The sequence below is a fragment of the Cupriavidus sp. GW822-FHT03E04 genome, from assembly GCF_058801495.1.
Genome location: NZ_JBXANI010000014.1, coordinates 233,672 through 253,841, shown reverse-complemented (window position 1 = coordinate 253,841; position 20,170 = coordinate 233,672). Strand labels below are relative to the sequence as shown.

Annotated in this window: 19 protein-coding genes and 2 pseudogenes; 14 read left to right on the top strand and 7 right to left on the bottom strand. The window is 64.2% G+C overall.

Going from position 1 to position 20,170, the window contains the following annotated elements; all coding sequences use genetic code 11:
• The first annotated feature begins 125 nt into the window (after window positions 1–125).
• Window positions 126–1,889 carry a S8 family serine peptidase gene (locus AC1RQC_RS22090; protein ID WP_492831395.1) on the top strand — a complete coding sequence of 588 codons (1,764 nt, stop codon included), beginning with the start codon at window positions 126–128 and terminating at the stop codon, window positions 1,887–1,889.
• Window positions 1,890–2,104: 215 nt separating this feature from the next.
• On the opposite strand, the gene pdxR is transcribed toward AC1RQC_RS22090, so the two are convergent.
• Complete coding sequence (pdxR, locus tag AC1RQC_RS22085; protein WP_492376034.1) at window positions 2,105–3,532, bottom strand: MocR-like pyridoxine biosynthesis transcription factor PdxR; 1,428 nt, start codon at window positions 3,530–3,532, stop codon at window positions 2,105–2,107.
• 66 nt (window positions 3,533–3,598) lie between these two features.
• On the opposite strand from pdxR, the gene AC1RQC_RS22080 reads away from it, so the two are divergent.
• Entirely contained in the window at window positions 3,599–4,264 is a 666-nt protein-coding gene (locus AC1RQC_RS22080) for an FMN-binding negative transcriptional regulator (protein ID WP_492376033.1), read from the top strand.
• 110 nt (window positions 4,265–4,374) lie between these two features.
• Here AC1RQC_RS22080 and AC1RQC_RS22075 read toward each other — a convergent pair whose 3' ends face one another.
• The 4 genes and pseudogenes from AC1RQC_RS22075 to AC1RQC_RS22060 all read right to left on the bottom strand — a co-directional run.
• Window positions 4,375–5,499, bottom strand: coding sequence for a sterol desaturase family protein (locus AC1RQC_RS22075; protein WP_492884650.1), 1,125 nt, complete (start codon window positions 5,497–5,499; stop codon window positions 4,375–4,377).
• A 63-nt stretch (window positions 5,500–5,562) separates the two neighbouring features.
• Window positions 5,563–5,730 carry a hypothetical protein gene (locus AC1RQC_RS22070; protein WP_492884648.1) on the bottom strand — a complete coding sequence of 56 codons (168 nt, stop codon included), beginning with the start codon at window positions 5,728–5,730 and terminating at the stop codon, window positions 5,563–5,565.
• A 383-nt stretch (window positions 5,731–6,113) separates the two neighbouring features.
• Entirely contained in the window at window positions 6,114–6,287 is a 174-nt protein-coding gene (locus tag AC1RQC_RS22065) for a hypothetical protein (protein WP_492884646.1), read from the bottom strand.
• A gap of 128 nt (window positions 6,288–6,415) precedes the next feature.
• Window positions 6,416–6,571, bottom strand: a pseudogene (locus tag AC1RQC_RS22060) (carboxymuconolactone decarboxylase family protein); the annotation flags it as partial.
• Between the two features lie 461 nt (window positions 6,572–7,032).
• Between AC1RQC_RS22060 and AC1RQC_RS22055 the strand changes: the two are divergent.
• Together AC1RQC_RS22055 and AC1RQC_RS22050 are read left to right on the top strand one after the other, a co-directional pair.
• Window positions 7,033–7,512 (top strand): YbhB/YbcL family Raf kinase inhibitor-like protein, encoded by a 480-nt coding sequence (locus tag AC1RQC_RS22055; protein WP_492884644.1) that lies wholly within the window; start codon window positions 7,033–7,035, stop codon window positions 7,510–7,512.
• Between the two features lie 335 nt (window positions 7,513–7,847).
• Window positions 7,848–8,693: a class II glutamine amidotransferase gene (locus AC1RQC_RS22050; protein WP_492376029.1), complete on the top strand. Its 846-nt coding sequence runs from the start codon at window positions 7,848–7,850 to the stop codon at window positions 8,691–8,693.
• A 195-nt stretch (window positions 8,694–8,888) separates the two neighbouring features.
• Here AC1RQC_RS22050 and AC1RQC_RS22045 read toward each other — a convergent pair whose 3' ends face one another.
• Together AC1RQC_RS22045 and AC1RQC_RS22040 are read right to left on the bottom strand one after the other, a co-directional pair.
• Entirely contained in the window at window positions 8,889–9,284 is a 396-nt protein-coding gene (locus AC1RQC_RS22045; RefSeq protein ID WP_492831392.1) for a DAPG hydrolase family protein, read from the bottom strand.
• A 120-nt stretch (window positions 9,285–9,404) separates the two neighbouring features.
• Entirely contained in the window at window positions 9,405–10,307 is a 903-nt protein-coding gene (locus AC1RQC_RS22040; protein WP_492376027.1) for a MurR/RpiR family transcriptional regulator, read from the bottom strand.
• A gap of 222 nt (window positions 10,308–10,529) precedes the next feature.
• Here AC1RQC_RS22040 and AC1RQC_RS22035 point away from each other — a divergent pair.
• The 10 genes and pseudogenes from AC1RQC_RS22035 (at window position 10,530) to AC1RQC_RS21990 (ending at window position 20,169) form a co-directional block, all read left to right on the top strand.
• Window positions 10,530–12,508: pseudogene (locus tag AC1RQC_RS22035) on the top strand (bifunctional 5-dehydro-2-deoxygluconokinase/5-dehydro-2-deoxyphosphogluconate aldolase).
• Between the two features lie 68 nt (window positions 12,509–12,576).
• A complete protein-coding gene (gene iolB, locus AC1RQC_RS22030; RefSeq protein WP_492831405.1) occupies window positions 12,577–13,362 on the top strand; it encodes a 5-deoxy-glucuronate isomerase in 786 nt (261 codons plus the stop codon).
• A 78-nt stretch (window positions 13,363–13,440) separates the two neighbouring features.
• Window positions 13,441–14,415, top strand: coding sequence for a Bug family tripartite tricarboxylate transporter substrate binding protein (locus AC1RQC_RS22025; RefSeq protein ID WP_492884642.1), 975 nt, complete (start codon window positions 13,441–13,443; stop codon window positions 14,413–14,415).
• A gap of 39 nt (window positions 14,416–14,454) precedes the next feature.
• Window positions 14,455–15,435 carry a tripartite tricarboxylate transporter substrate binding protein gene (locus AC1RQC_RS22020; RefSeq protein ID WP_492884640.1) on the top strand — a complete coding sequence of 327 codons (981 nt, stop codon included), beginning with the start codon at window positions 14,455–14,457 and terminating at the stop codon, window positions 15,433–15,435.
• A 1,213-nt stretch (window positions 15,436–16,648) separates the two neighbouring features.
• On the top strand, window positions 16,649–18,124 hold the full coding sequence (gene atpD, locus AC1RQC_RS22015; RefSeq protein ID WP_492884638.1) for a F0F1 ATP synthase subunit beta: 1,476 nt from the start codon (window positions 16,649–16,651) through the stop codon (window positions 18,122–18,124).
• Window positions 18,099–18,509 carry a F0F1 ATP synthase subunit epsilon gene (locus AC1RQC_RS22010; RefSeq protein WP_492810320.1) on the top strand — a complete coding sequence of 137 codons (411 nt, stop codon included), beginning with the start codon at window positions 18,099–18,101 and terminating at the stop codon, window positions 18,507–18,509. The genes atpD and AC1RQC_RS22010 overlap by 26 nt, the downstream gene beginning before the upstream one ends.
• The gene (locus AC1RQC_RS22005) at window positions 18,506–18,865 is read left to right on the top strand and encodes an AtpZ/AtpI family protein (protein WP_492884636.1); all 360 of its coding nucleotides are present in this window, start codon (window positions 18,506–18,508) and stop codon (window positions 18,863–18,865) included. The genes AC1RQC_RS22010 and AC1RQC_RS22005 overlap by 4 nt, the downstream gene beginning before the upstream one ends.
• A complete protein-coding gene (locus AC1RQC_RS22000; protein WP_492884634.1) occupies window positions 18,852–19,181 on the top strand; it encodes an N-ATPase subunit AtpR in 330 nt (109 codons plus the stop codon). Before AC1RQC_RS22005 ends, AC1RQC_RS22000 begins: the two co-directional genes overlap by 14 nt.
• Entirely contained in the window at window positions 19,165–19,866 is a 702-nt protein-coding gene (locus tag AC1RQC_RS21995; RefSeq protein WP_492884632.1) for a F0F1 ATP synthase subunit A, read from the top strand. Before AC1RQC_RS22000 ends, AC1RQC_RS21995 begins: the two co-directional genes overlap by 17 nt.
• Before the next feature lie 21 nt (window positions 19,867–19,887).
• Window positions 19,888–20,169: a F0F1 ATP synthase subunit C gene (locus AC1RQC_RS21990; protein WP_150990106.1), complete on the top strand. Its 282-nt coding sequence runs from the start codon at window positions 19,888–19,890 to the stop codon at window positions 20,167–20,169.
• Window position 20,170: the final 1 nt, after the last annotated feature.

Genomic DNA, 20,170 nt, shown 5'->3' with positions numbered 1-20,170 from the left:
CTGTATAGAAGTCGGCCCAAGATCCTACCTGGTTCGTCGTTTTCAAATCGCCGTAGCAACTCACGCGGACACCGCTTCCTACCTGGCGCTCTGTTTTCGGAGGTTGCGAAAATTGGAGGAAGAATGTGAAGAAGAAATGGTTGGTTGGTGTTTGCGCAGCGCTGTTGCTCGCTGGGGCGGCCCAGGCCGGCGAACAGGTGGCCGTCAAGTTCGACGGCGCTTCCAATGCGGAGGCCGTCATCCAGACCTTCCGCAGCGCCACCGGGGCGGACCTCAAAATGGTTCGCCTGATGTCCGGGAACGCCTGGGTGATTTCGCTGCCGGACAACATCAATGACCAGGAGCGCGCTCGCATCCTGGATGCCCTGCGGACGATCCGCGGCGTGGATTGGGTTGAAGCGGAAACCCACCATCGGACGAACACGCTGAACGGCGGCTGGATTCCGAACGATCCAAACCTGGCCCCTAACCAATGGAACCTGCATGACCCGGCGATCCCGGGCAATGCCAAGGGTGCGATCAACGCGGTGAATGCCTGGTCGAGCAGCAAGGGCGATGGCATCGTGATCGCTATTGTCGACAACGGCGTGAGCGCAATCCATCCCGACTTACAGGGCAAGATGCTCCCAGGCTACAGCTTCATCACGCGTACTGGCCGTGGCACCGATACGCAGCCGCCGGTCTTTGGAGCGAAATGCGCCAACGCTGCCCAGCAGAACGGCAGCGCGCCAGCGATGGTCTATCACGGTACCAACATGGCAGGCATTGCTGCGGCAGCAACCAACAACGGATTGGGCATCGCGGGGGTCGCCCCGAATGCGTCGATTCTGCCGGTAAAGGTCATGGATGAATGCCAGGCGAGCAGCTTCGACGTCGCAGACGCTATTCGATGGGCCGCGGGTTCCAGCGTACCTGGTGTTCCTGCCAACCCGAACCCAGCTCGGGTCATCAGCATGAGTCTTGGCGCTGCTGGGGTCTCGAAGTGCGACGCGGTAACGCAGGCGGCCATTGCAGATGCAAGCGCCAAGGGAGCCGTGGTGGTGGTGGCAGCTGGTAACGAAAGTGGCCCGGTAACGACGCCCGCTACTTGTCATGGCGCGATTGCCGTTGCGGGATTGACGTACACCGGCGCTCTCGGTTCGTATAGCAATTTTGGCCCGGCAATTGCGGTTGCTGCACCGGGAGGTGGCGGCTTGGTAGCGCAGCCTGATCCAGTCTATGGCTGGTCGTTGAGGGCCATCGGCGCCACGTCCTATGATAACGATGACTTTCCCGCTTATAACTCGGTTGGGATCGGCACGAGCAACGCCGTTCCACAGGTTGCTGGCGTTGCGGCATTGATGCTTGCGCTGCGGCCGGCACTGACGTCAACCGCAGTACGCCAACTGCTGCGCAAGAGTGCCCAGCCCTTCGTAGACTCAAGCTGCAACACGTGGATTTGCGGTGCCGGCATGCTCGACGCATTCGGGGCCGTTACCCTGGCAGCGCAGGCCATTGTTCCCAACGCGTCGGCGATTGCGCCGAAGTCGGTGAGTACTGGCACGACGGTGGCGCTTGATGGCAGCCAGTCCAGCAGCGCCAACGTCTCGTATGCCTGGACCCAGCTTAGCGGCCCGAGGGTTACGTTGCTGAATGCCAACGCGGCGATCGCCTCGTTCACCCCCACGGTGGCTGGCGACTACCAGTTCGGCCTGACCGTGACTGACAACGCTTCAGGACTGTCGGCCGGCACCAGTGTGCTGCTGTCGGCAGCGGTACCTGCCAACACAAGTAGTGGTAGCAACTCAAGTGGGGAAGGGGGCGGCGGTGGCGCGTTTAGTCTCTTCGAGGCGGCGCTACTCCTTGCTGGCGGCTTGATCGCCCTCGTAGGTCGCCGCCGCATCCACTGATTCAGACCAGACCGGCGGAGGACGCGCAGAGACCCGGTAAGAAATGGAAGACGCCCGGACCCGGTGTTAGCGCACCAGGCCCGTGCTGACCATATCCAATCCCTGCAGGGCATGCCAAGGCGCATCGCCCATGACCGGAGCGGGCGGCGCCAGGGTGTCCTGAGAGGATGACCTATGACGCGGTCTCGAGGGAATGCACCTTGAGTACTTCCAAATTATCCCAATTGTTTCCCCAGCGCGCGAGCTGCACGAGCGAGCGCGGCCTCGTCGTAGCCCGCGTACCCGAACAACCAACCGCGGCGTTTTGCCTCGATGCAATAGCTCGAAATCGGCGCGAGTTGCACGCCGGCTTCTTGCGCTCGTCGGACCAAATCAGTGTCCCGGATTTGTCCGCCTACTTCGAGAGCGAGATGCATGCCTTGTAAGCTAGGTTCAAGCGCAATCACGCCGTTGGTGGCACGCGTGAGGTGGTAAATCATCGCGGCCTGACGCCCCAGGTACAACTCTCGCATGCGCCGTAGGTGGCGTAGCAGATGACCCTCGGCGATGAATCGCGCGAGTACATCCTGCACAGCGCCGGGCGAATGGCGATCACTCAACGCCCGCGCGCGCGTGAACGCATCGACTAGCTCATCGGGCAGTACGATGAACCCTAATCGAAGCCCCGCACCCAGTGACTTCGAAAACGTGCCTACATGCAGTACGCGCGCGTCGTGCGCCATGCTGCAGAGCGCGGGAATCCGCTGGGCGCCGTACTGGAATTCGCCGTCATAGTCATCCTCAACAATCCATGCTCGATTCGCTTGGGCCCACTCGATCAGGGTACTGCGGCGAGCTAGGCTCATGGGTACGCCGAGGGGGAATTGATGCGTTGGCGTTACAACGGCAAGCTTTGCCCTCGGATGAAGCGCGGCGCCCTGCGCGATGCACAGTCCTTGCGCATCGACTGGAACTGGCCGCACCAGCGCCCCATGCGCGATTAAGTTGGCGCGGATACCTGGATAGCCCGGATCTTCGACCAGCACTTCGTCGCCAACGTCGAGCAGCAGTCGCGCAACTAGGTCCAATGCCTGCTGCGAGCCGGCGGTGATCAGCACTTGCCCTGCATCGCAGCGGATGCCGCGGGACACCAATAGCCATTGCGCGATCGCGGCGCGCAATAGTGGATGGCCGCCAGCCTCGGCATAACCGGCGCCAACGACGCGAGTGGCGATCGATGTTTTTCGCTCCAATCGATGCCATAGGGCGAACGGAAACTCTTCTAGCGCTGGGCGACCAAGACGAAAGGGCAATGCCTCGCCCGTGGCGGGGTTCCAGCGCGAACCGGTCTCGGCAATCAAGCGACCGCGCTGCGACAACAACTGGTGCGCGACAACCTTCGGCCCGCGCGACGTGCTACGAACCGGAGGACTATGCTTTGCCACATAGGTGCCATCGCCAACCCGAGCGACCAAGTAGCCCTCCGACTGCAGGCGCTCTACTGCCCAGAGCACCGTGTTGCGTGACACTCCCAATACACGTGCATGCTCGCGCGAGGGTGGCAGGCGGGCGCCAGCCGCGAAGACTCCAGTCTCGATGCCGTCACGCAGGCGTAGATAGACCTGCTGGCGCAATTGACCCTGAACGGCTCCTCGCATCGCCATGAAATGGTTCCTTATTGTGAATGGCGCGATCTTAGAATAGGGAACCATTTTACGAAAGGGCGTCCCATGTACCTACCTGCTCACTTTGAAGAAACCCGCCCCGAGTTGTTGCACGATCTGATCAGCATGCATTCCCTGGGCCTGCTGGTCACGCAGGACCCGGCTGGCGAGATGGTCGCAAATACCATCCCGTTTTTGCTCGAAGCAGACCCGGAGGGCGGCCCGGGCATCCTTCGCGCGCATGTTGCGCGCTCAAATCCGTTGTGGAGAGAATCGCGCACCGATGTGGACTCGCTCGTTGTGTTCCAAGGCCCGCAAACTTATATCTCGCCATCAATGTACCCGAGCAAGGCAGCCACCGGCAAAGTCGTACCGACCTGGAACTACATCATGGTGCAGGGGCGCGGCAGGCTACGCGCTGTCGCGGATGCGCACTGGTTGCGCGCCTTCGTCACACGTCTTAGCGAGCGCCATGAGGCTGCGCGCCCGGTACCATGGGCGGTGAGCGATGCTCCTGGAGATTTCATTGACGCGACCCTGCGCGCGATCGTCGGTATCGAGATCAAGCTGAGTTCACTACGCGGAAAGTGGAAGGTGAGTCAGAATCGCACACAGGCCGATCGAGACGGTGTCGTGTACGGACTTCGGAGCCTGGGCGGCACTGAGGCTGAAGCGATGGCCAATGCGGTCGCTGACCGCATTGGGCCGGCGGTGCAAGGAAGGGCCAGCTGATGTCTTCGATCGATGCCGAACTCGGCAAGCTGGATGCCAACGCATGGCGGTGGTCATAGGCAGAGCCATGGCCTGCCCAGCCATTTTGCCACTTGGCGACTGGGTGCCAGTCAGCGCAACAGAAATCCGGCCAGCAGCAACAGCAGCACATCCAGCCCCAGCAGGCTGCGTGGTCGCATCTTCCCTTGCAGCAGGGCGCCCAGACCGGCCAGACCGGCAATCAGCAACAGTGCCAGCCCCCACAGCAGGCCGCTCCCCAGCTCAGCGCTTTGCCACAGATAGCCGGCACCTGCCATCATCAGCAGCGCGAACTGCAGCAGGGCCACGGGCGCGGCACCGGCCGCCAGCGGCGGATCGAAGCGCTGGCGTGCACGCTGCAGGTCAAAGGGCGCATTATCATCGCTCACGCCGGGTGGCAGCCAGCCCGGCGCCTTGAACCACACCTTGAGCTTGTCCTGCCAGCGTGGCGCACGGCGCGCCAGCTGCCACAGCGGCATATAGCCGGAAGCCACCGCCCATAGCGGACTCCAGCTGTTGAGCGGGTTGCGAGTACCATACACCGGCTTCTCATCCTCCTCGGCAAAAGTGCCGAACAGCCGATCCCAGATGATGAGCATCCCGCCGTAGTTCTTGTCCAGGTACTGGTCGTTTACCGCATGATGCACACGATGGTTGGACGGCGAGGAAAACACCCGGTCAAACCAGCCCAGCTTGCCGATGTGCTCGGTGTGGATCCAGAACTGGTAGAGCAGCACAATGAGGCCGGCCAGCGCAAACTGCTGAGGGGCAACGCCAGCCAGCGCCATCGGCAAGTAAAACGGCCATCCCAAGAAGGCAACGGTACTCTCCTGCCGCAGCGCGGTGGACAGATTGAAATCCTGGCTCTGGTGATGCACGGCATGGGCGGCCCAGAACACCGCACTTTCATGCCCGACCCGATGTAGCCAGTAGTCGCAGAAATCGAACATCACGATCGCCAGCAGCCAGCCCCAGACACTGCCCCACAGGCCGGCATGGGGAAACAGTGCCACCCGGCGCCACGTCAAGATATACAGGCCGATCTGAAAGAGCTGGCTGACACTGGCCACCAGCTGGCTTAACAAGCCCTGACTCAGGTTGCTGAGGGCATCACTTAGGCGATAGGTATTGCGGCCGACGACCAGGCCGTAACCCAGCTCCGCCAGCATCAAGAGCAGGAATACCGGGAACGCGTAGACGGTGATTTGTTCTTCCATGAACCATTCACAAAAAGTGCCTTACGGCTGACAGACAATTGACGGGCTCCTTGCTGGAACTGGTCAGAAACGGTCGTTATTATGGCAAAGAATGCCATTTTTGATGGTGTGTGTTCTGAAAATGTGGCAATTTTCTAGTGCAGTGCAACGCGAGCTTTCCTGCGGCAGAAAAGCAATCAGATCGCCAAGGGCTTGTGCCAGGATATGCCCAGCAGCGACGCGGTCGCTCATACGTAAGTTGCTGATTTTTTGAGGTTTTCTTGGCCGGCCATCGTCAAAGCAAACGTCGATCTCACATCGTTACAGCTTGGGAAAATTGCCCTCCGCATCCGGCACAATTTGGCATCGGCGAAATCCCCACGGTGAACTGTCTAGACACCAGATTCAGCGCGGGAATCTACGGTTTCGCCGACATATGCACTGCTGCGTGAGATATCCGAGCTAGTGTCTCGCCAGACCGAGCGTTCTCGACGGAAACTCCCCGGACCGCTGGCGATGCCTCGCCGCAAACAAGCCGAGATTTGCAAATCCCCATGTTTCGACAATCGACCGGACTGTGGCACGCCTGGCAGCGACCAGCAACTCGGCCCAGACTCCCTGCAAGCGCTGTTCCATCAGTGCCAGCATCGGGGTGCAGTCCCGGTATTCGCGAAATGCAGCGCTATCGGGTCGTCACCACCAAGCCGGCGCACGCCGGCAGCCCCCTCGTAGAAGTTCGCATTGCGGTCGGTGGCCATGGCCACCACGCCGGGAACGCCGCCAGGGCGGCTCACCGTTTGCTGAAGCACGCCAGGTCGTACATTTCATGTGGCCCGTCTCCCCTAAATTGAGGGCGCTTGGATCGCCTCCGCCTGTGCGGATGACCATGCAAGCGATAACCATAATCCAGAGGAGACATCGATGACCGATCCAAAGCTCACAACTGCCCTGAATGGCATCTGCCTGTTCCGAATGCCTTGTCAGACGAACCGGGCACCATGCGGAACGCCACGTTCAGCCGGTTCCGGTTGTTGATCGCGCCCACGAGGAACGTGAGATCCGACAGCGCCTTCTCGGAGTACTGGGTACTCACGGCCTAGAGATCCCGAATACGGAGACCGCGTCAAAGCGGGGGTCGACTAGGGCGCCCGCGGCAGGGCGGCAGGCCGCCCCTGGTCTTCGCCATGCGGAGCCAGCTGATGCTGCACCGGCGTATCGAGGCGGAATCCACCGAGACGCTCGACCGGCTGAAAGCGTGGCTAGGGCGGGGCGCCTGCGTCAGGCACAAAGCGACCCCGATTCCCGTCATAGTTCACTGGCCGCACGCGCCGCTCGCGCTTGCATCGCCCCGAAATCCGCACTAAGTTGGAACGGGCGGCCGGGCTCCCGGCCGCGTGTACCGCGCCAGCATCACAAGCGGATTCGAGGCTGGCGCCGTGAAAATGTGACGCATCGATGGCGGAGCACGATGCTGTGCCATATGTTTTTCTTTCGCTGCTGCTGACGTGGACCTGTGTATTCGCACCGGCACTTCATGCTCAGACGAGGACAGTCATGCCCCTCACCCTGACCTCCACGGCGTTCACCCATGGCGGCGAGATTCCCGGTAAGCTGACCTGCGAAGGCGCCGATATGTCGCCGCCGCTGGCATGGACAGGCATGCCGCCCGGCACGCGCAGCCTGGCCCTAGTCGTCGACGATCCCGACGCGCCTGATCCGGCCGCGCCGAGCATGACGTGGGTGCACTGGGTGCTGTACAACCTTCCGCCCGAGCCGGGGGCGCTGGCCGAAGGCGTGGCGCCGGCCGGCCTGCCGGCGGGCACCCGCGAGGGCCACAACGACTGGCATCGCACTGGCTACGGCGGGCCCTGCCCGCCAATTGGCCGTCATCGCTACTTCCACAAGCTCTATGCGCTCGATGTGGTGCTGCCGGACCTGGGCAAGCCCAGCAAGGCGGCGCTGGAGCGGGCCATGCACGGGCATGTGCTGGCACAGGCGGAACTGGTCGGCACCTACAAGAAGTTGAGGCGCTAGTGAGACCGCCGCCGGATGCACACCCCGGCCAGGGAGACGAAAGTGAAATACGCGCGCAATACGCAACTCGTTGAATCCGCCCGGATGACCGATGTGCCGCCGACGCCATCCCCCAAGCTGGCCCGTGCGCGCGAGATCGCGCTTGCGCAAGGAGGATGCTAAGGGCAGCTGCCCCCGTAAATTGCGGTGAAATCAAAAAGGATCTCTTTTCCCCCACACTTTTCCTCACGCAACGCAACACGACCCTCGGGGCGCTTTGCCGTTCGCGCGTCACCGTCCTACAACTGAGAGGTGGGCCGGAAGGCGCCGGACTGCACTTGTCGAGGAGGAGCATAATGTGCCGCTGGCTGGCCTACTCGGGCAAATCCGTTCCGCTGGAAACCGTGCTGTTCCAGCAGGAACACTCGCTGATCGACCAGAGCTTGAATTCGCGGCTGGGTCATACCACCACCAACGGCGACGGGTTCGGCGTCGGCTGGTATGGACGTCACTCGGAAGTGCCGTTCCGCTACCGCTGCTTGCACCCGGCGTGGAGCGACACGAACCTGCGCGAAACGGCACGGGCGGTGCGGGCGCCGCTGTTCGTCGCCCACGTGCGGGCGGCCACCGGCACGCCGACGCAGGAGACCAACTGCCATCCGTTCCGCTTCGGCCGCTGGCTGTTCGTCCATAACGGCCTGATCCGCGAATACCCCGTCGTGCGGCGCGACCTGATGATGGCCGTGGCGCCGCACCTGTTCCGCTGGATCGAGGGATCGACCGATTCCGAAGTGATGTTCTTCCTGGCCCTGACTTTCGGCCTAGAGCGCGATCCGCGCAGCGCGCTGGAGCAGATGGCGGGGCTGATCGAGGACGTCGGCCACTGCCACAACGTGCAGTTTCCGCTCAACATGACCGTCTGCGTGACCGATGGCCAGCAGATCGTGGCGGCGCGCTATTCGAGCGAGGCGGACTCGCGCTCGCTCTTCCACAGCACCTCGTTCAGGCAGTTACGCGCGCTCTACCCGGACGACCCGCGCATCATCGCCGCCGGCGACGATGCATTCCTGGTGCTGTCCGAGCCACTGATCGACGTGCAAGGAGTGTGGGAGGAGATTCCCGAGGCGACCATCTTGGTTGCCCGGGGAGGCGAAATCAAGCACGACCGCTTCTTGCCGCGGCTCCCGGACCAGTCGACATAATAGGGCCGCTATTTCATATCCACCGGATGTCGGGCGTGCAAGATCTTGCGCAGCGGCGCTATAGGTAAAGCAGCAAGCCGCTGCCTGCAAGCCTGCCTGTCTGCAAATTTAGTAACGACGATGCCGGCCTCCTTGCCGATTTCGTCCGTCGCTGCAGCGGCCTTATCAAAGACGGCTTCCTTGTCAACATCCCCGCTATATGCATACTCTAGGCACTATGCCGCCAACTGGTGCGCAGCCCAGGACTTCACCCACGCTGCGCATCAATCGATGATCGGCTTGGTTTGTGACACAGCAAAATGAAGGAGCTGGCGATCCGGAGAAATGCTCCTCGACCAGATGAATTGACCCGATATGTGTCCCATCTAGAGCCTCTACCCACTCGCTGGAGACATGGTCGGCCGGATGCCACCAGGTGTACTGCTGCGTATTTGGGCGACAGCGGAACCACCATTCAAACATTTCCCCCGTACAGCCGCGTAGTTCCGTGCGGCAGGCCACGTGCAAGACGCCGTTTGCGAGACGTTCATAGCCGGTCTCCAGGGCAAGCGGGGCCGGATCGAGCAAGGCGTGCGCTTCAGATAAATCCATCTATTGCGGTTCAGGCAAATAGGTCTCGAATACGTGGAGTTCCAAGGGGTTGGCGATCGGCAAATAGGCGACACTTCGCTCACGCTCCGTCACTCAATGCAAGACTGCCGCACAAGATCCTCACGCTAATCTCCCCCCCGAGCGCGCCTTGCGCCCCGGCGGCGCTTCCGCCTGCGGCTGCGTATAAGCAATCTCCAGCCGATACGCCAGTGCCATGAATAGCGATTGCGCTAGGCAAAGCGTACTAGTCAGCGACCGGAACCCGAATGTAGCCCCATCCTGCACCGGCAGCAAAACCCGCGCATGATCCGCCAAAGGACTAAGCGGACTATCGCTAATGGCAAGGACACGCGCTCCGCGTCCGGCCGCTTCCTGCACAGCCAGCAACGTCTCCTGCGCATACGGCTCGAACGACACGGCGATCATCACGTCATCCGGTTTGAGCGCCCGTAGTTGCCCCTGCTGCATTTGCCCCAGCCCGTTTAGCCACTGGATCGGTTTGCCCGTGTGTTGCAGGGCGTAAGCGAGGTAGGCCCCCACCGGGAAGGCGCGGCGCGACGCCGCCAGCCAGATCGAGGGGGCTTGCACCAGGAGTTCCACGGCCTCGTCGAACAGGGTGTCGGCTACCCCGCGCTGCAGGGCTTCCAGGCTTTCTATGCTTCCGGCGATGACCTCCTGCGCGATGCCGGTGGCGGAGAGCGGCCCTTCACTGGCCCGTATCAGGTCCCGAACCCGATCCTGATAGTCCCGGTTAGGTGCGAGCTGCCGGGCCGCACTGTCGCGGAACAGCGCCTGCATCTGCGAGAACCCCGAGAAACCGAAATGCTTGGCGAAGCGGATGATCGCCGACGGTTGCACGCCGCAATGGCGGGCTACGTCGTGCACGCCATCGAGGACGAGGCGCTCGCGGTTTTTCTCGACGTATTGGGCGATGGTTTTCAGTTGCTTGCTCAGGCTCGGGAAGCCGGCCTGCATGGAGGCCAGGAACTGGTCGGCGGTGGCGTAGGGGAGGTTCGTGGTCATGCTGGGGCGTGTGGGGTAGCGGGCACGGCGGCGCCCTTCGCGCCGGGGCGAGGGGAGGGATGTATTGGAAAATATTTTCTCATAAATATAAAAAAGGAACAAAAATTCTATTCCTGGGCTATCATTCCATCCAAGCCGAGGGGGTGGCCACGAAACCTTTCCCTCGACGTTCCCTCGATCCCTGTCGCGCAGCGGCAGTCCATGACCAGATGACGGACACGAATGCGTTCTCTTTCCTTTCCCGCCAACCGGGACATCGATGTCGCTTGCCTGGGGCGGCTGGCGGTCGACCTCTATGCCCAACAGATCGGCTGCGGCCTGGAGTCGGCGAGCACCTTCGCCAAATACCTCGGCGGTTCCTCGGCCAATATCGCTTTCGGCACGGCCCGGCTGGGCCTGCGCTCGGCGATGATCTCGCGCGTCGGCAATGAGCAGAACGGACGTTTCCTCCTAGATACGCTTGGCCGGGAAGGCTGCGACGTCAGCCAAGTGCAGATTGACGACGAGCGCCTGACCGGGATGGTACTCCTGGGTATCAAGGATCAGGACACTTTCCCCCTGCTGTTCGCCCGCGAAAACTGCGCCGACATGGCGCTGGATGCCGAGGCGATCGATGCCGGCTTCCTGGCCCGCTGCCGCAGCCTGGTAATCACGGGCACGCACCTGAGCACGCCGGGCGTGCTGGCGGCGTCGCGGCGCGCGCTGGATATCGCCGGGCGCCATGGCGTGGTGCGGGTACTGGATATCGACTACCGGCCGGTGCTGTGGGGCCTGACAGGCAAGGGCGATGGAGAGACGCGCTATATCGGCAACGCTGAGGTCAGCCGGCATTTGCAGGCGCAGTTAGGCGCTTTCGAGCTGATCATTGGCACGGAGGAAGAATGGCTGATCGCTGGCGGCGAAGCCGACCTGATGGCCAGCCTGCACCGCGTGCGCGCGTGCGCGCGTGCACCGATGCCACGTTGGTGGTCAAGCGGGGCCCGTTGGGATGCTCTATCGTGCAGGGCAAGATTCCCGCTGCCATCGACGACGCACTGACCGTGTACGGCGAGCGCGTGGAGGTGCTGAACGTGCTGGGGGCGGGCGATGCCTTTGCGTCCGGCTTGCTGAGCGGCTTGCTGCGCGGCAAGGACTGGAGCGAGGCTGCCGCCATCGCCAACGCCTGTGGCGCTATCGTGGTGTCCCGGCACGGCTGCGCGCCGGCCATGCCAACGCCAGCGGAACTGGCGCACTGGTTCTCGGGCCAGCGGCAACCGCGTCCGGACCAGGATGCGCAGCTTGCGCACCTGCATCGCGTATCGGTCAAGCGGCCGCAATGGCCGGAGCTGTATGTCCTGGCCTACGATCATCGCGCGCAGTTCGAGGATATGGCGCGCGCCGTGGGCGCCGACGCCAGCGCCGTGCCGGCGCTCAAGCGCCTGATTACGGAAGTGGTGGCCGAGGTGGAGACCGAAGCCGGCTGCCGCGGCAAGATTGGCGTGCTGATCGATGGCCGCCTAGGCGAGTCCGCCCTGCACGACGCCACTGGCCGCGGCTGGTGGCTAGGCCGGCCGATCGAGTTGCCGGGCTCCCGCCCACTGCGCTTCGACGGCGCGCGCTCGCTGGCCTCGGATCTCGCGCACTGGCCGCGCGAGCAGGTGGTGAAGTGCCTCGTTTTCTATCATCCGGACGATCCGGTGGCGCTGCGTGCGGAGCAGGACGAGCAATTGCAGGTGGTGTGGGAAGCCACGCGGCACAGCGGCCACGAACTGCTGCTCGAAGTGATTCCGCCCAAGGCCAGCCTGGCGCCCGACGACGAGGGCGAGGCCGCGGTGGGCGCGATCCGGCATTTCTACGACATCGGGTTGAAGCCGGAATGGTGGAAGGTGGGCGCGATGGCCAACCGCCAGTGGCAGGCGCTGGAAGCCCTGGTGAAGGAGCGCGATCCGTGGTGCCGTGGCGCCGTGATCCTTGGCCTGAACCAGCCGCTTGAGCAACTGGTGGAGAGCTTCGCACAAGCGACCTCGCCGCTGGTCAAGGGTTTCATGATCGGCCGCACGGTCTGGGCCGATGCCAGCCTGGCCTGGCTTGGCAAAGAGATTGACGACGCCGCGTTCCGGGCACAGGTGGGTGCCAATTTCCGCCGCCTGATCGCCGGCTGGCGAGCCAGCCGCCAGACGGCGCAGGCAGCGGCGGTTGCCATTGCGCAGGAGGGCAAATGACCCAGACCCACGCCAAAGTACTCCCGAATGGCGCCAGCGGGGCGAACCAGGCGCAAGCGGGCCGCAGCATGCTCGTCAAAGCGCAACCCGGCCGCGTGATCGCGGACATTACGCCCCGGTCGGCGGGCTGGCAGCACGTAGGCTTCAAGGCGCTGCGATTGGACGCGGGCGAGGCCGAGGCGTTTGCCACCGGCGCGCGCGAGTTGTGCATTACGGTGTTGTCCGGCCAGGTCGACGTGCTGGTCGGGAGCCAGCGCTATTCCGCGCTGGGCAGCCGCCAGTCGGTGTTCGAGGATCAGTCTCCCTGTGCGGTCTACGTGCCCCCGGGCCGCGACGTATGCATCGACGCGCGCACCGGGGCCGAGGTGGCGCTCAGCACCGCGCCGGCGCAGGGCCGCTTGCCGGCGCGCGTGATCGAGCCTGGCCAGATGCGGCGCAGTGTACGGGGGGAGGGTGCCAATACGCGCTATGTCTGTGACATCCTGCCCGAGAGCGAACCGGCCGAAGGGCTGCTGGTGGTGGAGGTGATCACGCCTTCCGGCCATTCGTCCAGCTACCCGCCGCACAAGCACGACAGCGCGGGCACGGGCGAGACAGCGCTGGAGGAAACGTACTACCACCATCTCAATCCGCCACAGGGATTTGCCTTCCAGCGCGTGTACACCGACGACCGCAGCCTGGACGAGGCGATGGCCGTGGAGCACCGCGACACCGTGATGGTGCCGCGCGGCTACCACCCTTGCGCCGTGCCTTACGGCTACGACCTTTATTACCTCAACACGATGGCCGGCCCCGAGCGGCGCTGGGCGTTCAAGAACGATCCCGCGCATGAGTGGATGCTCGTGCCACGCTGAACGCCTGCTGCTCACCCGCGGCCAGATTCGAAAAGACAAGGGAACACCGCAGTTCCCGGCACAACTGGAGACATCGACATGAAGAGCAAACTCGCCCGTATTCTGACGAGCGCCGCACTGGCGTTTGGCTGCGCCAGCGGCGCGCACGCGCAGGCCTACCCCACCCAGCCGGTCAAGTGGATCGTGCCCTACGCGCCCGGTGGCACCACGGACGTAATCGCGCGCGGCCTTGCCGTGAAGATGGGACAGGACCTGGGCCAGCCGGTGGTGGTGGAAAACCGCCCAGGCGCCGCCAGCATCATCGGCGCCACCGCGATCGCGCGCGCCGCGCCTGACGGCTACACCATCGGCACCGCGGATTCGGGCACGCTGGCTTTCAACCCGGCCATGTATGCCACCCTGAGCTACGACGCTGACAAGGACTTTACCTTTATCGGCGGGCTGGGGCGCATGCCGCTGGTGCTGGCCGTGCATCCGGCTTTCCCGGCGCGCGACCTGAAGGAATTCCTGGCGCTGGCGCGCAAGACACCCGGCAAGGTTTCCTCCGCATCGTCGGGGCCGGGCTCGCCACTGCATGTTGCGTTGGAACTGTTCAAGCAGCGCACCAAGACCGATATCCTGCATGTCCCCTATAAGGGTTCTTCGCCCGCGCTGCAGGACCTGATGGCGGGGCAGGTACAGTCGATGTTCGTCGACCTGCCGCCCAGCCTGTCCTTGATCCGCAGCGGCAAGATTCGCGTGCTGGCTGTGGCTACGCCGCAGCGGCTGGCCATCCTGCCCGATGTGCCGACCATGGCCGAAGCGGGGCTGCCCGGCTTTGAGGCCTACGCCTGGCAAGGCTTCGTCGGCCCGGCGCGGCTGCCGGCGCCGGTGGTGACGCGCCTGAGCAAAGAACTGGTCGCAGCGCTGCAGCATCCGGAGACTCGCGCCAAGCTGGAGGAACTCGGCATCCAGCCGATGCCGATGTCCCCCCAGGAATTCAATCAGTTCACGCGCAGCGAGCAGAAGCTGTGGTCCGGCGTGATCAAGGCGGCCGGCATCCGGCTGGATTGAGCGTTATTTCCAGCAAAGTTCATCGAAGAGACGCCCATCATGACCTCATCGCTACTTCAACGCCGCGCCGTGCTGCGCGCCATGGCAGCCGTGTCCGCCGTGGCGGCTTGCCCGGTCTTTGCCCAGGGCGGGGCGTATCCCACCCATCCGATCGAACTGATCGTGCCGTTTGCCGCGGGCGGTGGCACCGACGTACTGGCGCGTGCCTTTGCCGAGGCGGCGCGCAGATATTTGCCGCAGAGCTTCGTGGTCCTGAACAAGTCCGGCGCCAGCGGCGCGGTGGGTTGGGCCGACCTGGTCAGCGCCAAGCCGGACGGCTACCGGCTCGCCATCATCACCGTCGAGCTGACGATGATTCCGCATATGGGGCTAGCCAAGTTCACCGCGGACGACATGATCCCGCTGGCTCGCCTGAATGCCGACCCCGCCACCATTGCCGTGCGCGCCGATTCGCCGTACCAGACGATCGAAGAATTCCTAGCCGCCGCCCGCAAGCAGCCGGGCATGCTCCGCGTGGGCAATGCCGGGCCCGGTTCCCTCGGGCACCTGTCAGCGGCCGCACTGGAAGACAAGGCCAGGATTCAGCTCAACCACGTGCCGTTCCGCGGCGCCAATCCCGCGGTGCTGGACTTGCTGGGCGGCCATATTGAGGCCGTGGCGGTCACACCGGTGGAGGTGGCTACCTATGTCGCGACCGGCAAGATCCGCCCGCTCGCGGTGATGTCGGAGCAGCGCATCAAGGCGGGCTGGGAGAAGGTGCCCACGCTCAAGGAGCGCAACGTGGACCTGGTCATCAACGGCTGGCGCGGCATAGCGGCGCCCAAGGGCACGCCGCCGGAAGTGGTGGCCGTGCTGCGCGCCATCATCGAGAAGACCATGCAGGAGTCTGCTTTGCGCGAGACCATGGCCAAGCAGAACATGGGTGAAGGCTATCTCGACGAAGGCGCTTTCAAACACGTGATCGCGCGCGACAACGCCACCTTCAAACAGCTGATCACCAAGCTCGACATCAAAACCTGACTACCAGGATCCGAGGCTGCTTCGGTCAGCCGCCATTGCCCACGGCGTAAAGCGCCGTGGCGCGCCATTTTTTCCTTTACCCGAATCCCATTCACTCAACGCAACACCTCAAGGATTCCGCCGATCTCAGCCAAAGCGCTTCAGGCGCGGATTTATGATATTTTAGATTTAACATAAGAAGCATTATCGGTGAGTTTGACTGTAAAGGCCAAATCAGAATGTCCGCTTCCAGCCACATCAGAATGTCCTCTGGATAGACCTATACTGGTAGCGCCTGGGTTGGACGGGAGCGCGCCGTGAAGGATCGAGGGTTGATCACCATGAGTCTGCGTGAAGTTGACCGCTTCAAGGTGATTCAGGCCGTCGTTGAGCACGGTCTGATGGTTTGGCGCGCGGCCGATGTTGCGCGCCTAGGCCCCGCTCGGCGCGCTACCCGTCCGTTGCGGCGCCGGCCAGGCGCCGATCCTCTGCTATATCGTTCTCAATCCCATCCCACCTCATTTACCACTATCGGCGGGACGGGAAAGGCCGGCACGCCGCTCGTGCTCAGCCCCGCCACCAGCGCCCGGCTGAGCCCGTTCGGGCGGGCGCTGCCCCGCCCGCTCCTGTGCGGGGGCACGGCGCATGGGGTAGTGGCGAGCCATCGCCAGTCGTGAAGCCTTCCTGCGGCTAGAGCGCTAGCGGCAGGCACGGCTTGCCCGCTGGAGTCATGAACTGCCCACCCGGGTCAAGGAGCCGACTTGTCCAGGGCGAGTTTTGAAATCGCGCCGGACTGCACGTCGTTCAAGCAGGCATTGCCCATGCTCAACTGGGGGCCCTTCGATTCCCGCGCGGTTGACCGGGGGGCCGTGATCGGCGATATCCGCCGCCAACTGGCGGAGTTTGTCCGACGCCGGTCACGCAAGAGCGGTCGACAGGGCCCTTGAAGCGTTGCAGTCGCTGCCGCTCCACGCGCCGCAAATCAGCGATCCGATCGCACCGGCTGCGCAACGTCTTGCTTCGGTGCCACGCATGCGCTAAGTTGATCTGTATCAACTTTTCCCGGCTGGGCAAGCGCATCATTGGGCATTGCCGCACGCGCGGCGCCTGGTGTAGGCGGCATGGTGAAAACGGCAGCAAGTCACGGGCGGCTTGAGGATGATCACATGACCGGAGCAAGGACAGCGGCAGTGGCGCATCGCCGGACAGCCATGCGGGTACGGTTAGAGGCCAGGTGCCCGCATGGACCGGTTCCGCGCGCACATGGGGGCTGCCGGTGAGCGCGAGCCCGGGCGTGGTTGCCGCGGTGCGCGGCAGCGTCGTCGACGTGCGCTTCGACGCAGGACTGCCGCCGATTCGCACCTTGCTGCGTACCGGCATGGATGGCCGGATCGCCGTCGAAGTCCTGGCGCAGCGCGATGCGCGGCATGTGCGCTGCATTGCGCTGACGTCCACCCAGGGGCTGGCGCGAGGCATGGCGGTGCAGGACACCGGTGGACCGTTGCAGGCGCCGGTGGGCGCCAGCATCCTGTCGCGCATGTTCGATGTGTTCGGCCAGCCCATCGACCGGTTGCCGGCGCCGCAGCATATCCAGTGGCGTTCGGTGCACCGGGTGCCGCCACCCCTGTCCCAGCGCTCCACGCAGTCGATGGTGTTCGAGACCGGCATCAAGGCGATCGACGTGCTGCTACCGCTCGAAACCGGGGGCAAGGCAGGCCTGTTTGGCGGCGCGGGCGTGGGCAAGACGGTGTTGCTCACCGAGCTGATCCACAACATGGTTGGGCAGCACCGGGGCGTGAGCATTTTCTGCGGCATCGGCGAGCGCTGCCGCGAGGGCGAGGAGCTTTACCACGACATGCGCGAGGCCGGCGTCCTGCAGGACATGGTCATGGTCTTCGGCCAGATGAACGAGCCCCCGGGAGCGCGCTTCCGGGTTGGCCATGCGGCGCTGACGATGGCCGAGTACTTCCGGGACGATGAGCACCGCGACGTCCTGCTGCTGATCGACAATATCTTCCGCTTTATCCAGGCCGGATCGGAGGTGTCTGGCCTGATGGGGCAGATGCCGTCGCGGCTGGGCTACCAGCCGACCATGGGCACCGAACTGTCCGGGCTGGAGGAGCGCATTGCCAACACCGACACCGGCGCCATCACCTCGATCCAGGCGGTCTACGTGCCTGCGGACGATTTCACCGACCCGGCGGCGGTGCATACCTTCTCGCACCTGTCGGCGTCCATCGTGCTGTCGCGCAAGCGCGCGAGCGAGGGCCTCTACCCTGCCGTCGACCCGCTGCAATCGAATTCCAGGATGGCCACGCCCGGCATCGTCGGCGCGCGCCACTATCGCCTGGCGCAGGATATCCGGCGCACGCTGGCGCAGTATGCGGAACTCAAGGACATCATCGCCATGCTGGGGCTGGAACAGCTCTCCCCCGCCGACCGCGGCGTCGTCGCCCGCGCCCGCCGCCTGGAGCGATTCCTGACCCAGCCGTTCTTCACCACGGAGCAGTTCACCGGCATCAAGGGCAGGACAGTCAGCCTGGCGGATTCGCTCGATGGGTGCGAGCGCATCCTGCGCGATGAGTTCAAGGACTACCCCGAAAGCGCGCTCTACATGATCGGGCCGATCGCCGAAGCGAGGGGCAAGCCCGCGCCCGCGGCGCCAGAACCAGCAAAGGAGAGCCATGCCGCCGGATCGCATGCTGCTTGAGATACTGCTGCCCTTCCGGGTCTTCCTGCGCAAGCGCGATGTGTCGCGCATCGTGGCGGAGACCGCCGGGGGGGCGTTCGGCATGCTGCCGCATCGCCTCGATTGCGTCGCGGCGCTCGCACCCGGCATCCTGACCTTCGAAACGCCGGCCGATGGCGAAGTGTTTATCGCGGTCGATGACGGCGTGCTGGTCAAGACCGGACTCGATGTGCGCGTGTCGGTGCGCCGCGCCATGGCGGGCGCCGACCTGGCCACGCTGCGCGACACCGTGGAGCGCGAGTTCCTGGCCCAGGACGAGCAGGCGCGCAGCCTGCGCACGGTCATGGCCAAGCTGGAGACGGGCTTTCTTGCGCGCTTCGCCAAGCTTCACAAGCCGTCGCCATGACCGAGCCACCGCCCGGCGGGCCGCCCAAGCCCGCGCCCACGCTGGCAGGCAAAGTGGGCGCTAAGGCGCAGCGCAAGCTCAGGGCGCGGCGCCAGGGCGTGCCGGGGGTCTGGTTCGGGCTGGGCATGATGGGGTTGGTCGGCTGGTCGGTGGTAGTGCCGACGCTGCTCGGCGCGGCGCTGGGCATCTGGCTGGACAAGCACTATCCCGGCCGGCACGCATGGACGCTGGCGCTGCTGGTGGCTGGCCTGGTGCTCGGCTGCTTCAATGCGTGGCACTGGGTCGCCAAGGAGGACCGCGCCATGCGGCGAGACCAAGGCCAGGACCAGGAGGAGAAAGACGATGCGGATACATGACGTGGCGGCATTGCTGCTTGCGGCCCTCGCGGGTGGCGCACTCGGGGGCTTTTTTTTCGGCGGCCTGTGGTGGACGGTCCGCCGGACGCTTTCATCCGGTCAGTCGGCCCTATGGCTGCTGGGCAGCCTGCTGCTGCGCATGGGCGTCACGCTGCTCGGCTTCTACGCCGTCGGCGCGGGGCAATGGGAGCGGATGGCTGCCTGCCTGGCTGGTTTCGCGGTGGCGCGCGTGGCGGTGACATGGATGACGGGGCGATGGGCGGACCACCGCCGCGCCCCGGCGCCTCGGGAGACGGGCCATGCGCCTCAGCCCTGACCAGTGGATCTTCTGGCAGCACGGCTTCGTCAAGCTCAACGGCACGATCCTTTTCACCTGGGTGCTGATGGGGGTGCTGACCCTGGGCTCCTGGCTGGTCACGCGCCGGCTCTCGTTGGGCCACCGCCGCTCGCGCTGGCAGAACCTGCTTGAAATCATCGTGACCGGGATCGCGCAGCAAATCGCGGAAGTCGGCCTGCGCCAGCCGCGCAAGTATCTCGGTTTCCTGGGCACCCTGTTCCTGTTCGTCGCCGCGGCCAGCCTGTTTACCATCGTTCCCGGCTACGAGCCGCCCACCGGATCGCTGTCGACCACGCTGGCGCTGGCGTTGTGCGTGTTCGTGGCGGTGCCGCTGTACGGCATCCGCGACCAGGGGCTGCGCGGCTACCTGAAGTCCTACCTCGAGCCGACCTTGATGATGCTGCCGTTCAACATCATCAGCGAACTGTCGCGCACGCTGGCGCTGGCTGTTCGCCTGTTCGGCAACATGATGAGCGGAGCCATGATCATCGCCATCCTGGTGACGATCACGCCGTTCCTGTTTCCCATCGTGATGACCGCGCTCGGCCTGCTTACCGGCATGGTGCAGGCTTATATCTTCAGCATCCTGGCCGCGGTCTATCTCGCGGCGGCCACGCATGACGGCAAGGCGGAGCCAGGCCTGCCGATCGAAAAGACACCCTGAACCCGACCAAGGAACCATCCCATGGACAGCCTGACAATCATCGCGGTGGCATCGATCGCCATGGCCGGCCTTTGCACCGGCTTCGGCTGCATGGGGCCCGCGCTCGCGGAAGGCCGGGCGGTAGCGACGGCGCTGACGTCGCTGGCGCAGCAGCCCGATGCATCGGCCACGATCACGCGCACGCTCTTCGTCGGCCTGGCGATGATCGAGTCGACGGCGATCTACTGCTTCGTCGTCTCGATGATCCTGATCTTTGCCAACCCCTTCTGGAACGCCGCCATCGCCCGCGCGGTGGCCAGGTAAG